Source organism: Neorhizobium alkalisoli (assembly GCF_002968635.1).
Taxonomy (GTDB): Bacteria; Pseudomonadota; Alphaproteobacteria; order Rhizobiales; family Rhizobiaceae; genus Neorhizobium; species Neorhizobium alkalisoli.
The window spans coordinates 67,457-81,968 of record NZ_PVBN01000017.1 but is presented as its reverse complement, the minus strand read 5'-3'; the positions used below and the strand labels follow the sequence as shown (position 1 = coordinate 81,968).

The window sequence follows — 14,512 nt, the reverse complement described above, 5'->3', positions numbered from 1 at the left end:
CCTTGCCCTTGAAGGAGGTATTCTTGACCTTCGTATAAGGCTTGAACCAGTCGATCCGCCGGCCGTGCTTGCCCCAGAACTTGTCCGGATCCTCCACGCTCTCCTCGTACCACTTCTCGTACTTGTCGCCATCGATCAAAGCTCTCGCTTTGGCGGACTTGAGCACCGGATAAATTTTCTCGGACATGAATACCTCCCCATCGAACGACGCCGCAGCCAGAGGCCGACTTAGGCAATCTGCTTCGCATTCATAACAGGTGAAGCCGGCCCGGCAATTAGACAAACGGCCATGTCATTTGAAGATTTGCAATTCCGTCGTATTTCCGCTATAGGGCGGTAAATTCCCGGAAATTGTGGTTGATACCCACGGCCCGCGACACCGGCGCGGACGACAGAGGAACTATACCCATGGCCCAACAATTGCTCATGCCAAAGGCGACCGCTGTCTGGCTCGTCGACAACACTGCCCTTTCGTTCGACCAGATTGCCAATTTCTGCAAGCTTCATCCATTGGAAGTGAAGGCGATTGCCGACGGCGAAGCGGCGCAGGGCATCAAGGGCCTCGATCCGATTGCCACAGGCCAGCTTTCCCGTGACGAAATCGCCCGCGGCGAGGCGGACGTGAACTACAAGCTCAAGCTCCTCGAGCCCAAGGTGCGCGTTCCGGAATCGAAGCGTCGGGGCCCGCGCTATACGCCGGTTTCGAAGCGCCAGGACCGTCCGAATGCCATCCTCTGGTTGGTCCGCAACCATGCGGAACTCAAGGACGCACAGATTTCCCGCCTTGTCGGCACCACCAAGTCGACGATCGAGCAGATCCGCGAGCGCACTCACTGGAATTCCGCCAACCTGACTCCAATGGACCCGGTCACGCTCGGCCTCTGCAGCCAGATCGACCTCGATCTTGAAGTCGAACGGGCTTCCAAGGGCCGTCCGTTGCCGACGGCTGCCGAGCTCGGCGCCTCGCTGCAGCCGGCTTCGGAAACTGAAAACCTCGGCTTCAGCTATCGCCCGGAGCGCGAGGAAGAAAAGGAAATCGATGCGGATGCCGTCTTCGCGAAGTTGAGCTCGCTGAAGTCCAACCGCCGCGACGAGGAAGACGAGGACGATCGCTTCTAAGCCGATCCGCCTGGAGTCCTGTTCAAGCAAAAACCCGCCGATCCGGCGGGTTTTTTTATCTGCAAGCTATGTGAATGACGGGCAGCCTCAGGCCGCCTGCAGCGCCGCGTCGAGCGGAATTTCCACGTCGATCTCGAGGATCGAAACGTTCTCGTCACGGTCCATCTTTACGTGCACCTTGTCGCTGTCGAGCTGCACGTGCTTGGCTATGACGGCGAGAATCTCCTCGCGGAGCACGGATACGAGGTCGGAACTGCTGGAAGCGCGCTCATGGGCAAGAAGCACCTGCAGGCGTTCGCGCGCCATCGGCGCAGACCTCTGTTTGCGGAAAAGGCTGAAAATGCTCATGCTGCCTTCCTTCCGAAGATTTTGCCGAAGATACCCCGCTTTTCACCGGGAATCGTGATCGGCAGCACCTCGCCGGCAAGCCGGCGGGCGGCGTCGAAATAGGCCATTGCGGGCGCGCTGCGGGCATCCGCCAGAGTGACCGGTGCGCCGATATTGGAAGCGCGCAGGACGTCCATGCTTTCCGGAATGATGCCGATCAGCGGAATCGAGAGGATTTCCAGAACATCATCGACTTTCAGCATGTCACCGCGCTCGGCGCGGTTCGAATCATAGCGGGTCAGCAGCAAGTGCTTCTCGACACGCTCGCCCTGCTCGGCCTTGACGGTCTTTGCGTCGAGCAGACCGATGATCCGGTCCGAATCGCGCACTGACGAGACTTCCGGATTGGTCACGACCACCGCGATATCCGCATGACGCATGGCAAGCGTCGCACCGCGCTCGATGCCGGCTGGGCTGTCGCAGATGACCCAGTCGAAAACCCGCTTCAGTTCGGTGATGACCGTTTCGACACCCGAAGGGGTCAGCGCGTCCTTGTCGCGTGTCTGCGAGGCAGGCAGCAGGAAGAGCGTTTCCAGCCGCTTGTCGCGGATCAGCGCCTGCGAAAGTTTTGCCTCGCCCTGGATGACGTTGACCAGGTCATAGACAACCCTGCGCTCCGCACCCATGACGAGATCGAGATTGCGCAGGCCGACGTCGAAATCGACGATCACGACCCTGTCGCCCTTATGCGCCAGGGCTGCTCCGAGCGCCGCGGACGATGTCGTCTTGCCGACCCCGCCCTTGCCTGACGTCACTACTATGACTTTCCCCATGTTTCTCTCCTGTTTCCCAGCCGTTTCCGGCTCAGATAAGTGTCTCTGCCATGATTGTATCGCCCTCGAGCCAGAGCTGGACGGGTTTCCCGCGCAGGCTCGGAGCCATGTCCTCGGCCATCTTGTAGACCCCGTCGATCGCCAGCAATTCCGCCTCCATCTTGCGGCAGAAAATCCGCGCCGAGGCATTGCCGATCGATCCAGCCATCGCCCGGCCGCGGAGCGTCCCGTAGATGTGGACGGACCCGCCGGCGATGATCTCGGCGCCCGAGGCTACGGAACCGATGACGGTCACATCTCCCTCCGGAAAGATTACCGACTGACCTGAGCGCACCGGTTCCCGAATGATGATGGACTGCAACGGCTGCCGGCTTTCGATCGCGGCCGGCTTGCTATCGGCCGAACTGTTCTGCAGCTCGATGACCGGTTCTTTCGCCACGGCGTCATCCGAAACAGGCCTGCCGCCTTTTAGCGCCGGAGGCATGCCTTGACCAAGGATCGAAGGACGCGCGCCTTCGATGCCCATGATGCTGACATTGCGCTGGCTGAACTCACCGAGCAGCTCTTTCAATTGAGCCCGGTCGATCGGCAGATCGGTCACGTCCAAGACGACGGGGCGTCCGAGGAAAAAGCCGGCCGAACGCGCCGCCAGATCGTCCAACCTTGCAAGCCAGTCGTCGAACGGAAGGTCGGGAGAAAGAACGACCGCCAGGAAAGAGCGGCCCTTGATGCGGATAGAGCGAGCGTCTGTTAGCACTTTGGTCATCTACGTAAACAAATCGTTGACCGTATGTACCGCTAACATAGTTAACAAGTAGTTAACGCCGGGCTCCGTCGGGCCGGTTTATTAAGCGATTGTCAACAGAGCCCCCGGCGCTGGCCGGGGGTTTTGAAGGATCGGCGCGCTTCCCGCGACGTTCATGCCGCGGCATTGCGGGCATATCCGTTTGCTTTCAGGATGGAGGTGATTTCGTCGAGAATGACGGGATCATCGATCGTCGCTGGCATCTTCCACGGCATACCGTCTGCGATCTTCTGCATCGTGCCGCGCAGGATCTTGCCCGAACGGGTTTTCGGCAGGCGGTTGACGACCATCACCGTCTTGAAAGCCGCAACCGGACCGATTTCATTCCGGACGAGGTCCACGACCTCCTTCTTGATCAAGCCGTGATCGCGCGTGACATTGTGCTTCAGGACCACGAAGCCGCAGGGAACCTGGCCTTTCAGTGCATCCGATACGCCGATGACGGCGCATTCGGCGACGTCCGGATGCATCGCGCATACCTCCTCCATCGCTCCCGTGGAAAGCCGGTGTCCGGCGCAGTTGATGACGTCGTCGGTGCGGGCCATCACGAACACATAGCCCTCGTCGTCCACGAGCCCCGCATCAGCCGTCTTGTAATAGCCAGGAAACTCGGAAAGGCAGGTGTCGCGGAACCGTTCGTCGGCCTGCCAGAAGCTGACGAGACAGCCGGGGGGCAGCGGCAATTTCACGACGATATTGCCAAGCGTGCCGGTCGGCACGGGTTGGCCGGCATCGTCCAGGACGTCGATCGTGTAACCGGGCATCGGCCGCGTGGGCGAACCGTGCTTGATGGGCATCAGACCGAGCCCCATGGTGTTTGCTGCCATCGGCCAGCCCGTTTCCGTCTGCCACCAGTGGTCTATGACCGGAATCCGAAGCTTCTGCTCTGCCCACTTCAGAGTTTCCGGATCGGCACGCTCTCCCGCCAGAAACAATGCCGTCAGACTGGACGTATCGTATCTCGCGATGAAATCGCCTTCCGGATCTTCGCGACGGATGGCCCGAAAGGCGGTCGGCGCCGTGAACAGAACCTTGACCCGATGGTCGTTGATCACCCGCCAGAAGGTACCAGCGTCAGGTGTGCCGACAGGCTTGCCTTCAAAAATCACGCTGGTATTGCCGGCCAAAAGCGGTCCGTAGACGATATAGGAATGCCCGACCACCCAGCCGATGTCGGAGGCTGTCCAGAATACCTCGCCCGGCTTCAGACCGTAAATATTCTCCATGCTCCAGCGGAGCGCAACCATATGCCCGCCATTGTCGCGGACTACGCCCTTCGGCTGTCCCGTGGTTCCTGAAGTGTAAAGGATGTAGAGCGGATCGGTGGCCTTTACCGCCACGCAGGGCACTTCGGTGCCGCTGACCTTTTCCATTTCACCGCCTCGGCAAAATCGCGGTCTCCATGCTCGTAGCGCAGCGGCGCATGTAGCTGATCGCGCTGAAGGAGCAGGCAATAGTCCGGCTTGGTCTTCGCCATGTCGATTGCCTGATCGAGAAGCGGCTTGTAGGCCACCACTCGCCCGGGCTCCAGGCCGCAGCTTGCGCTGATGATCACCTTTGCCTTGGAGTCGTCTAGCCTTGCCGCGAGTTCCTGCGCGGCGAAGCCGCCGAAAACGACGGAGTGAATTGCGCCGAGGCGAGCGCAGGCAAGCATGGAGAACACCGCTTCCGGTACCATCGGCATATAGATGATGACTCGATCACCCTTCGCAACGCCATGCTTCCTGAGGACGGCCGCGATCGCCTGCACCTCGATCAGCACCTCACTGTAAGTGAAGGTTTTTTGCGTGCCGGTCATCACGCTGTCATAGATGAAAGCCCGTTGTCCGCCCCGCCCGGCTTCGACATGCCGATCGAGGCAATTGTAGCAGGTATTGGTCTCCCCGCCGGGAAACCAATGGCCATAGACGCCTTGATCCTTGTCGAAGATCTTGTCCGGCGGCTTGAACCAGTGGATCGCCTCCGCAGCCGCCCTCCAGAAACCTTCCGGATCTCGCTGCCAGCCCTCATAGGCGTCGAAATAGCGGCTTTGCATCTGCACCTCCCGTCACATGAGTACAGCCCGAAGACTGTCACTCTAGGATGACGGAGGACCACCGGAAACCCCGACGAAAGCGTGAGGGACTTGACGAAAGTCTATTATCGATCGCCGAAGATCGCCGAGCCCACCCTTACGCTGGTCGCGCCGAACTCTATGGCTGTTTCGAAATCCCCGGACATGCCCATCGACAGCTTCTCTAAGCCGCATTCTCTGGCGAGCTTGGTAAGCAACGCAAAATGCGGACCGGGATTTTCCTCGACCGGCGGAATGCACATCAGGCCTTCGACTGAAAGACCAAGTTCGTTGCGGCAGAAATCCACGAATTCAGCGGTTTTCTTCGGCTCGATTCCCGCCTTTTGCGGCTCGAGCCCGGTATTGACCTGTACGTAGAGCTTCGGCGACCTTCCCTGCCTCGTCATCTCGCCGGCCAGCGCCCGTGCGATCTTTTCCCGGTCGACGGTCTCGATGACGTCGAAGAGTGCGACGGCGTCTTCTGCCTTGTTGGATTGCAGCGGCCCGATCAGATGAAGCTCGATGCCAGGGGTCTCCGCCTTCAGTTCCGGCCATTTGCCCTGGCTTTCCTGCACCCGGTTTTCGCCGAACACGCGCTGCCCGGCCGCGATCGCCGGCCTGATGTGATCTGCATCGAAAGTCTTCGACACCGCGACGAGCGACACCGATCCACCCGGGCGCTTCGCCTGACGCTCGGCCTTGCCTATCCGCTCCTGAACTTCGTGAAGTCTTTGCTCGACGCCCATGATCACCTTCCGTTTTCTTGCGAAGGCAGCGAGTAGCCCTCATATAAGCCCCTGCCAAGAGCTTTCTGCCTGAAACTTTACCCCTTCCCGACCCTGTAAAACTTGACGCTTGTGGGGTTTCATGGTGAAGGTCTCGCCCGACTCTTTATCCTGATTTTCCCGGAATATCATCGAAATGGCGACTGAACGTTATAATCCGCGCGATGCCGAACCTCGTTGGCAGCAGAAGTGGAACGAAGCCAAGGTCTTCGAGACCGACAACAGCGATCCGCGCGAGAAATATTACGTCCTTGAGATGTTCCCTTATCCGTCAGGCCGCATTCACATGGGCCATGTGCGGAACTACGCCATGGGAGATGTGGTGGCACGCTACAAGCGCGCCCGAGGCTTCAACGTTTTGCACCCGATGGGATGGGACGCCTTCGGCATGCCGGCCGAAAACGCCGCTCGCGACAACAAGGTTCACCCGAAGGCCTGGACCTACCAGAACATCGAGGCGATGAAGAAACAGCTGAAGGCCATGGGCCTTTCGCTGGACTGGTCGCGCGAATTCGCCACCTGTGACGTGGACTACTATCATCGCCAGCAGCACCTGTTCCTGGACATGATGGAAAAGGGCCTGGTCTACCGCAAGCTCTCGAAGGTCAACTGGGATCCGGTCGATCATACTGTTTTGGCCAACGAACAGGTCATCGACGGTCGTGGCTGGCGCTCCGGCGCCCTGGTCGAACAGCGCGAGCTGGTACAGTGGTTCTTCAAGATCACCGATTTCAGCCAGGATCTGCTCGATTCGTTGGACGACCTGGATCAGTGGCCGGAAAAAGTCCGGCTGATGCAGAAGAACTGGATCGGCCGATCCGAAGGCCTGGCTTTGCGCTGGGAGATCGTCCCGGGCACGGGACCTGCCGGCGAGAACGAAGTGGTGGTCTATACGACCCGCCCCGACACCTTGTTCGGCGCTTCCTTCCTGGCGATCGCAGCCGATCACCCGATCGCGAAAGCCGTTGCCGCGCAGAATCCGGCTATCGAAGCGTTCGCGGAAGAGTGCCGTCGTCACGGGACATCATTGGCCGCGCTGGAAACGGCCGAAAAGAAGGGCATCGACACCGGCATCCGGGTCAAGCATCCGCTCGATCCTTCGTGGGAGCTGCCGGTCTATGTCGCAAACTTCGTGCTGATGGATTACGGCACCGGCGCCATCTTCGGCTGCCCTTCCGGCGACCAGCGCGACCTGGATTTCGCCCGCAAATATGGCCTGCCCGTGGTTCCGGTTGTCATGCCGAAGGACGGTGATGCTGCGACCTTCGAAATCGGCGATACGGCTTACATCGACGACGGCGTGATGATCAATTCCCGCTTCCTCGACGGGAAACCGACTGAGGAAGCTTTCGAGATCGTTGCCGACAAGCTGTCCGGCACCCTGCTCGGAAATATGCCGCAGGCCGAACGCAAGGTAAATTTCCGCCTGCGTGACTGGGGTATTTCCCGTCAGCGTTATTGGGGCTGCCCGATCCCCGTCATTCATTGCGATGACTGCGGCGTTGTGCCGGTGCCGAAGGCAGACCTGCCGGTAAAGCTGCCAGATGACGTTACCTTCGACCTGCCGGGCAACCCCCTCGACCGCCATCTCACCTGGCGTCATGTCGCCTGCCCGCAATGCGGCAAGGATGCCCGCCGCGAGACGGATACGATGGATACGTTCGTTGATTCCAGCTGGTATTTCACCCGTTTCACGGCGCCATGGGAAAAGGATCCGACCGATCCGGCTGTCGCCAATCGCTGGCTGCCGGTGGACCAGTATATCGGCGGCATTGAACACGCGATCCTGCATCTGCTCTATTCCCGTTTCTTCACCCGCGCCATGCGCGAAACTGGCCATGTGGACGTGAAGGAGCCCTTCAAGGGGCTCTTCACGCAGGGCATGGTCGTGCATGAAACCTACCGCCGCGGCTCCGGCCAGAACGGGGAATGGGTGGCTCCCGCCGATATCCGGATCGAGGAAGTCGAAGGCAAGCGGCGTGCGACACTGCTTTCAACGGGCGAGGAAGTGACCATCGGCTCGATCGAGAAGATGTCGAAGTCGAAGAAGAACGTTGTGGATCCGGATGACATCATAGAATCCTACGGTGCAGACACGGCCCGCTTCTTCGTGCTCTCGGACTCGCCGCCAGATCGCGACGTCATTTGGTCTGAAGCCGGCGTCGAAGGCTCTCATCGTTTTACGCAACGCCTGTGGCGTCTGATTTCCGAGGCCTCCGAAAACCTTGTCGATGTCGATCCGGCGCCGGCTAAGAATGGTGAGGCGCTGGCGATCTCACAGTTGGCCCACAAGACCCTGAAGGCGGTTCAGGGAGATTTGGACAAGCTTTCCTTCAACAAGGCCGTGGCGCGCATCTACGAACTCGTGAATGCGATTGCCGCACCGCTGACCGACGTCGCTGCAGGCAAGGGTGACGCCGCCTATCGCGCCGCCGTCCGCAACGCCGCCGAAATCCTCATCCAGATTGTCGCACCGATGACGCCGCATCTGGCCGAAGAATGCTGGACCGTGCTCGGCAACAAGGACATGGTCGCTCATACCGCCTGGCCGAAGTTCGACGAGGCGCTGACCGTCGAGAACGACGTCACACTGCCGGTGCAAATCAATGGCAAGAAACGAGCCGAATTGACAATCGGCCGCGACGCGGATCAAAGTGCCGTCGAAGCTGCGGTTTTGGCGCTGGAAGCGGTGAAGGCGGCTCTCGATGGCCGGGCGCCAAAGAAAATCATCGTTGTCCCACAGAGGATCGTGAACATTGTCGTCTGACCGCTCCTTCCGTCGCATCGGCCTTGTCTCCAGCTTGGCGATGCTCGCCATCGTGGCGGGCTGCCAGGTCCGCCCCTTGTACTCCGAGTCGGCAGGCACCGGCGAGCGGCTTGCTGCGGTCGGTTTCTCCCAGCCGCAGAGCCGCATAGATCAGGTCATCCGCAACCATCTCATCTTCCTGACGTCAGGCGGAGCGGGTGAATCGGCGCGCCCGGCATATGACGTGAAGCTGACGGCCACAAGCACGGCGTCGAGCATCATCGACGACGAGGATGACGACAACGTCTCCACGACCGGCGTGCCTGTACCGGGCCGCGTGCAGGTCGGAGCGACATATACCGTCACACGCATCAGCGACGGGCAGATACTCAAGTCCAGTAAGCGCGAAGTGGTGTCTCTCATCGATGTCTCGGGGCAGGGTTTTGCCAAGCTGCGGGCGATCCGCGATGCCGAAAATCGGGCGGCACGCGAGCTTGCTGAGTTCATTCGCGCCGAGATCGCGATCGTGATAGCCCGCGAACCTCAGCCGCAGACGGTATGGCAGAAATAAAATCTCACGAGTTCGACCGCTTCGTCGAGAAGGGCGCCGAACTCTACAAGATCTTCGTCATCTACGGTCCTGATCGCGGTCTGGTCTCCGAACGCGCGTCGATGATTGCTGCCCGAACGGGCGTTCCGAAGGACGACCCATTTGCTATGCTGAAGCTGGATGTTTCGGATCTGCAGGGGGATCCGGGCAGGCTCTTGGATGAAGTTAACTCGCTCGGCCTCTTCGGCGGGTCGAAACTCGTCTGGCTCCGCGGTGCCGCCAATGAGAAGCCGCTTCTGGACGCTGTGCAGATCCTTGCCGCCGGCCCGCCACCAGCGAATATCCTGATTATCGAGGCCGGGGATCTAAAGAAGGGCAGCGGCCTGCGGAAGATTGCCGAGCCCGCCAGAGCCGTCGCGGTTGTTCCCTGCTATGCGGACGACGTAAGGGCTTTGAACAACCTCATCGACAGCGAACTTGGAAACGAAAACCTCAGGATCAGCACGCCGGCGCGGCAGAAGCTCCTGGACTTGCTGGGCGGAGACCGCGTGGCCTCCCGCAACGAGGTGCGGAAACTTGCTCTCTATTGCCGTGGCAGGAGCGTGGTGGAGGAAGAGCATGTCAGCGAAATCATCGGGGATGCGAGCAGTGTTTCTGCCGATGAAGCCGTCGACGCGATTCTGAGCGGCGATCTGCCGGGTCTCCATCGCGCCATCCAGAAGGTGCTGTCTTCCAAGACCCCGGTCTTTCTCGTCCTCCAGTCGTGCCTGAAGCAGTTCCAGTTGCTGGATCTGATGAAGGCCGAGATGGAGGAGAAGAAACTTCCGGTCGCGCAGGTGATGATGACGCTCGGCCGGCATATCCACTTCAAGCGCAAACCTATAATGGAAAAAGCATTGCGAACGTGGAGCGCGCCCGCCCTGTCGCGCGAAACCGAGCGTTTGCAGGCTGCCGTACTGCTGTCCCGCCAGAAACAGAGTCTGGAGCCAAGTATCGCTTTCCAGACGCTGATGGCGATTACAATCCAGTCAAGCCGTTGATTCTATTCACTGTCTACGTTCCAATAAACGGCAGATCTCCTCAAGCTGATCAAGCGTCCGATAATTGATCCGGACATGGCCTCCGCCATTCTTGTGATTGATCTTGACCTCGAGCCCGAGGGAATCGGTCAGCGTGCGCTCCAGCGCAAGAGTGTCGGAATCCTTTTGTTCCGCTTTCGAAACGGTGGCGCCTTCAGTCTGAGCCTTGATATCGTTCTGCGCAAGGCGCTCTGCGTCGCGAACAGACATGCCTTTAGATACAATGGTACGAGCAAGCGCCGCAGGGTCGGACGTTGTGATCAGGGCTCGCGCATGTCCGGCGGACAGACTGCCGGAGGAAAGCATATCTCGCACGGGCTCCGGCAATTTCAACAGGCGAAGGCTGTTTGCCACATGGCTCCGGCTTTTACCTATAATCTCGCCGAGATCATTTTGGGTATAACCATGTTCCGCGATCAGCTGTTCGTAGCCCAGCGCCTCTTCCAGCGGGTTAAGGTCCGACCGCTGAACGTTCTCAACGATCGCGATCTCCAGTGCCGTACGATCATCAACGTCACGAACGATAACAGGAATTTCGACCAATCCAGCGAGCTGAGCGGCTCGCCAACGCCGTTCGCCGGCGATAATTTCGAAACGATCCGCTCCATGCGGACGAACGACAACTGGCTGCACAATACCATGCTGACGTATCGAGCTCGCGAGATCCTGCAACTCGCCTTCATCGAAGTTTCTGCGGGGATTGCGCGGGTTTCGAGCAACATACTCGATCGGCACCATACGATCCGGATTGACACTGCGAGCGCCACCTTCGACAGGCACCGGCTGATCCATCTCACCGATCAGAGCCGCGAGACCGCGGCCCAGACGCCGCTTCGAGACATCATCATTCATTCGCTTTACTCACTCTCGGTCGATGAATTCACGCCGCAGCCTTACGGCGGCGTTCCCGTTGAATCACTTCGGACGCCAACTGCAGATAGGCCTGGCTGCCGGCACATTTCAAATCGTAGAGGATAGCCGGCTTTCCGTAGGAGGGAGCTTCCGACACCCGAACGTTGCGCGGAATCAGGGTGTGGTAGACCTTCTCACCAAGGTAGGTCCTGACGTCACTGACCACCTGCTGAGCGAGATTATTACGCGCATCGAACATTGTAAGCACGATACCTTGGATATCGAGCGACGGGTTGACAGTGCGACGAACCTGATCGACCGTCTCTAAAAGCTGGCTTAGTCCTTCCAGGGCGAAGAACTCGCACTGCAACGGGACCAACACCGAGTGGGCGGCGGCCATCGCATTCATCGTCAAAAGATTGAAGGAAGGCGGGCAATCCAGGAGGATATAGGAATAGAATTGTGCTTCATCGGTGTTCAGCGCTCGCCTCAATTTAAAGGCGCGATCGGATGTTTGGGATATCTCCATCTCGAAACCGAGAAGGTCCATGGTGGAGGGCACAATCCAAAGATTGGGAACCGCCGTTTCCAACGCCGTTTCAGCAACCGAATTATACCCCATGAGCAAATCATAGGAGGATACTTTCCGGTCCCGGCGTTCAATTCCCAATCCGGTACTGGCATTTCCTTGAGGATCTAGGTCCACGATCAGGACGCGCTCGCCGATCGCGGCAAGCGCAGTAGCAAGATTGATCGCCGTCGTCGTTTTGCCGACACCACCTTTTTGGTTGGCGATGGTGATAATCCGGTTTTTTTCGAACATACCGCACCTGAGGTTTAGGGTTCTCTGTGCCTGATATTGCTCAGTTCGAGGATAACGGAATCTGGCTCCACGGCACTGTCGTGTTTTATCAGATCGAAAGCCCACCGGCCACGGGCTTTCTCGACCTCATTGGCGTAATCCCGCCCTTTGTGAAAAAAAGCCCGCGTATTTTTGTTATTCGTCCAGGACGCGGTGTAAAAAAGAAGTTGTTCGAGCTCCGCCAACGCCCTTGCGGAAATAAGATCACATTCCGGAATTACGTCGGTCGCAGTCTCGATCCGAATCGGATGGATCGAACCTCGCGCCCCTGTTTCACCTAGAGCCACACGGAGAAAAGCGGCTTTCTTCTGATTGCTTTCGACGAGATGGACCCAGCCACCGCCAATTTCCGCCAGGAAAATCGCAGTTATAACACCGGGAAAGCCGCCTCCCGAGCCGAGATCCACCCAGCGATTTGGTTCGGGGGAGAGCTGAAAGATCTGAGCGCTGTCCGCTATATGCCGGCGCCACAGTTCGTCCAGGGTCGACGGCGCGACAAGGTTGATTGTCTTCGCCCATTTCTGAAAGAGCCCGGCAAAATGCTCCAGCCGTTCCTGCGTTTCACGTGAAACACTCCTGCCGTTTAGCAACATCAGGAGACTCGTTTAACGCGATTTGAGACAACTTCTTGCTTGCGGAGTAGGGCAAGAAGCAATGCGAGAGCCGCCGGGGTCATCCCGTTTACCTTTGCCGCTTGCGCAAGATTGGCGGGTCTGGATGACGCCAGCTTCTGCTTGACTTCATTGGAAAGACCGGAAAGCGCATAAAAATCAAAGTCTTGCGGTATGAGCCTAGCTTCATTCTTCTGGGTCGCGGTTATGTCCGCTGCTTGCCGATCCATATAGACCGCATAGGAAGCCTCGATTTCCAGGGCTTCACGGGCTTTCGATGAAAACTCCGTCAGATGGGACCAGATGGAGGAAAGCGAAAGCAATGACTGATCAGGGTAAGACAACATTTCATAAGCAGTCCGACGCTGTCCGTCCTGGTTCATTTTCAGGCCATATCGCGCCGCTTCATTGGGCGTCAGATCCAGTGACCGAAGAGTCAACCGAAGACGATCCAGCTCCTGACTATATTCGCCAAATTTTTCCTGGCGCGACGTACCGACACAACCAAGGTCAATACCTTTTTGAGTCAGCCTTACATCGGCGTTGTCCGCACGCAACGAAAGCCGGTATTCAGCGCGGGAGGTGAACATCCGATAGGGTTCGGTCACACCGCGCGAAGTCAGGTCGTCGATCATGACGCCGATATAGGAATCAGCGCGGCTGAAGTGGTAGGAGCCTCCACCGCCGGCCTTGAGAGCGGCGTTCAGCCCGGCAACGAGGCCCTGCGCGGCGGCTTCTTCGTAGCCCGTCGTCCCATTGATTTGACCCGCAAGGAACAAGCCCGGCATCTTCGCAACTTCAAGTGACGGCGTCAGTTCGCGGGGATCGACGTGATCATATTCAATCGCATAACCAGGTTGAACGATAACAACATCTTCCAGCCCGGGGATGGTGCGGATGAATGCTTCCTGGACCTCGACTGGAAGCGAGGTGGAGATACCATTGGGATAAACTGTAAAATCATCCAGTCCTTCCGGCTCCAGAAAGATCTGGTGCCCATCTCTTTCTCCGAAGCGGACGATCTTGTCCTCAATCGACGGGCAATATCTCGGCCCCACACCCTCGATCTGCCCCGAATACATCGCCGAGCGATGGATATTATCCGAGATTATCCTGTGGGTAGCCTCCGTCGTCCGGGTAACACCGCAGGCAATCTGCGGGATCGTGATCCGGTCGGTCATGAACGAGAACGATACGGGCTCGTCGTCCGCCTCTTGCCGGCCGATACTGCTCCAGTCGATTGTGCGCCCATCCAACCGGGCAGGGGTGCCGGTCTTGAGCCGTCCGAGCCGGAGGCCGAACCGCTGGAGGGTAGCCGAAAGCCCGAGAGACGGTTCTTCGCCAGCGCGGCCGGCCGGGATCTTCTTGTCTCCGATATGGATCAGACCCCGCAAAAAAGTGCCTGTGGTGAGGACAATCGTTCCGCATCCGAATCGACGACCATCCCCCATCTCCACTGCGGTTACGCAACCGTCTTCGACGTGAATGTCAAAAGCGTCGCCTTCAATGACTTCCAGGTTGCGATGGTTCAGTATCTCTCTCTGCATCGCAAGGCGGTAAAGCTTACGATCCGCCTGCGTTCGGGGGCCTCGCACCGCTGGTCCTTTTTTTCGGTTCAGCAACCGAAATTGGATGCCCGCCTCGTCGGCGACGCGGCCCATCAAACCATCCAGAGCGTCAACCTCCCGAACAAGATGCCCCTTGCCCAATCCTCCGATTGCAGGATTGCAGGACATCACGCCGATCGTCTCTTTCCTGTGAGTAACCAGGGCTGTCCTGGCGCCCATACGCGCGGCGGCGCTTGCTGCTTCGCAGCCCGCGTGTCCACCACCGATAACCACCACGTCGAATGTCGTGTCCATTTCCATTACTCCACGAACACCGTCCGGC

13 protein-coding genes and 1 pseudogene are annotated in these 14,512 nt (G+C 58.8%); 4 read left to right on the top strand and 10 right to left on the bottom strand.

Annotated elements, in window-relative coordinates; genetic code table 11:
• A partial coding sequence (locus C5L13_RS26750) for an acetyl-coenzyme A synthetase N-terminal domain-containing protein (RefSeq protein ID WP_158693537.1) occupies positions 1–187 on the bottom strand: 187 nt, incomplete at its 3' end.
• A gap of 221 nt (positions 188–408) precedes the next feature.
• On the opposite strand from C5L13_RS26750, the gene C5L13_RS26745 reads away from it, so the two are divergent.
• A complete protein-coding gene (locus C5L13_RS26745; RefSeq protein WP_105386316.1) occupies positions 409–1,119 on the top strand; it encodes a DUF1013 domain-containing protein in 711 nt (236 codons plus the stop codon).
• 87 nt (positions 1,120–1,206) lie between these two features.
• Here the strand turns inward: C5L13_RS26745 and minE are convergent, their stop codons facing one another.
• The 5 genes and pseudogenes from minE to C5L13_RS26720 all read right to left on the bottom strand — a co-directional run bounded on the left by minE (position 1,207) and on the right by C5L13_RS26720 (position 5,883).
• Positions 1,207–1,467 (bottom strand): cell division topological specificity factor MinE, encoded by a 261-nt coding sequence (gene minE / locus C5L13_RS26740; RefSeq protein ID WP_105372190.1) that lies wholly within the window; start codon positions 1,465–1,467, stop codon positions 1,207–1,209.
• Positions 1,464–2,279 (bottom strand): septum site-determining protein MinD, encoded by an 816-nt coding sequence (minD, locus tag C5L13_RS26735; protein WP_105386315.1) that lies wholly within the window; start codon positions 2,277–2,279, stop codon positions 1,464–1,466. Before minD ends, minE begins: the two co-directional genes overlap by 4 nt.
• Positions 2,280–2,310: 31 nt before the next feature.
• Positions 2,311–3,045 (bottom strand): septum site-determining protein MinC, encoded by a 735-nt coding sequence (minC, locus tag C5L13_RS26730; RefSeq protein WP_105386314.1) that lies wholly within the window; start codon positions 3,043–3,045, stop codon positions 2,311–2,313.
• Between the two features lie 152 nt (positions 3,046–3,197).
• Positions 3,198–5,119 (bottom strand): annotated as a pseudogene (locus C5L13_RS26725) (propionyl-CoA synthetase).
• Between the two features lie 104 nt (positions 5,120–5,223).
• Positions 5,224–5,883, bottom strand: a complete 660-nt coding sequence (locus C5L13_RS26720; RefSeq protein ID WP_105386313.1) for a YggS family pyridoxal phosphate-dependent enzyme — start codon at positions 5,881–5,883, stop codon at positions 5,224–5,226.
• A 175-nt stretch (positions 5,884–6,058) separates the two neighbouring features.
• Here C5L13_RS26720 and leuS point away from each other — a divergent pair, with 175 nt between their 5' ends.
• From leuS to holA, 3 genes are read left to right on the top strand one after another with little or no spacing between them, the layout of a single operon-like run.
• Positions 6,059–8,689, top strand: a complete 2,631-nt coding sequence (gene leuS / locus C5L13_RS26715; protein WP_105386312.1) for a leucine--tRNA ligase — start codon at positions 6,059–6,061, stop codon at positions 8,687–8,689.
• The gene (locus C5L13_RS26710) at positions 8,679–9,239 is read left to right on the top strand and encodes a hypothetical protein (protein ID WP_105386311.1); all 561 of its coding nucleotides are present in this window, start codon (positions 8,679–8,681) and stop codon (positions 9,237–9,239) included. The genes leuS and C5L13_RS26710 overlap by 11 nt, the downstream gene beginning before the upstream one ends.
• Complete coding sequence (gene holA, locus C5L13_RS26705; protein ID WP_105386310.1) at positions 9,227–10,258, top strand: DNA polymerase III subunit delta; 1,032 nt, start codon at positions 9,227–9,229, stop codon at positions 10,256–10,258. Before C5L13_RS26710 ends, holA begins: the two co-directional genes overlap by 13 nt.
• Before the next feature lie 6 nt (positions 10,259–10,264).
• Here holA and C5L13_RS26700 read toward each other — a convergent pair whose 3' ends face one another.
• Genes C5L13_RS26700 through mnmG form a run of 4 tightly spaced genes read right to left on the bottom strand, consistent with a single transcriptional unit; the run spans position 10,265 to position 14,484 of the window.
• Positions 10,265–11,149, bottom strand: coding sequence for a ParB/RepB/Spo0J family partition protein (locus tag C5L13_RS26700; protein ID WP_105386309.1), 885 nt, complete (start codon positions 11,147–11,149; stop codon positions 10,265–10,267).
• A 28-nt stretch (positions 11,150–11,177) separates the two neighbouring features.
• Positions 11,178–11,972 (bottom strand): ParA family protein, encoded by a 795-nt coding sequence (locus tag C5L13_RS26695; protein WP_105386308.1) that lies wholly within the window; start codon positions 11,970–11,972, stop codon positions 11,178–11,180.
• Between the two features lie 14 nt (positions 11,973–11,986).
• Positions 11,987–12,604, bottom strand: coding sequence for a 16S rRNA (guanine(527)-N(7))-methyltransferase RsmG (gene rsmG, locus C5L13_RS26690; RefSeq protein WP_105386307.1), 618 nt, complete (start codon positions 12,602–12,604; stop codon positions 11,987–11,989).
• Entirely contained in the window at positions 12,604–14,484 is a 1,881-nt protein-coding gene (gene mnmG / locus C5L13_RS26685; RefSeq protein WP_105386306.1) for a tRNA uridine-5-carboxymethylaminomethyl(34) synthesis enzyme MnmG, read from the bottom strand. The genes rsmG and mnmG overlap by 1 nt, the downstream gene beginning before the upstream one ends.
• Positions 14,485–14,512: the final 28 nt, after the last annotated feature.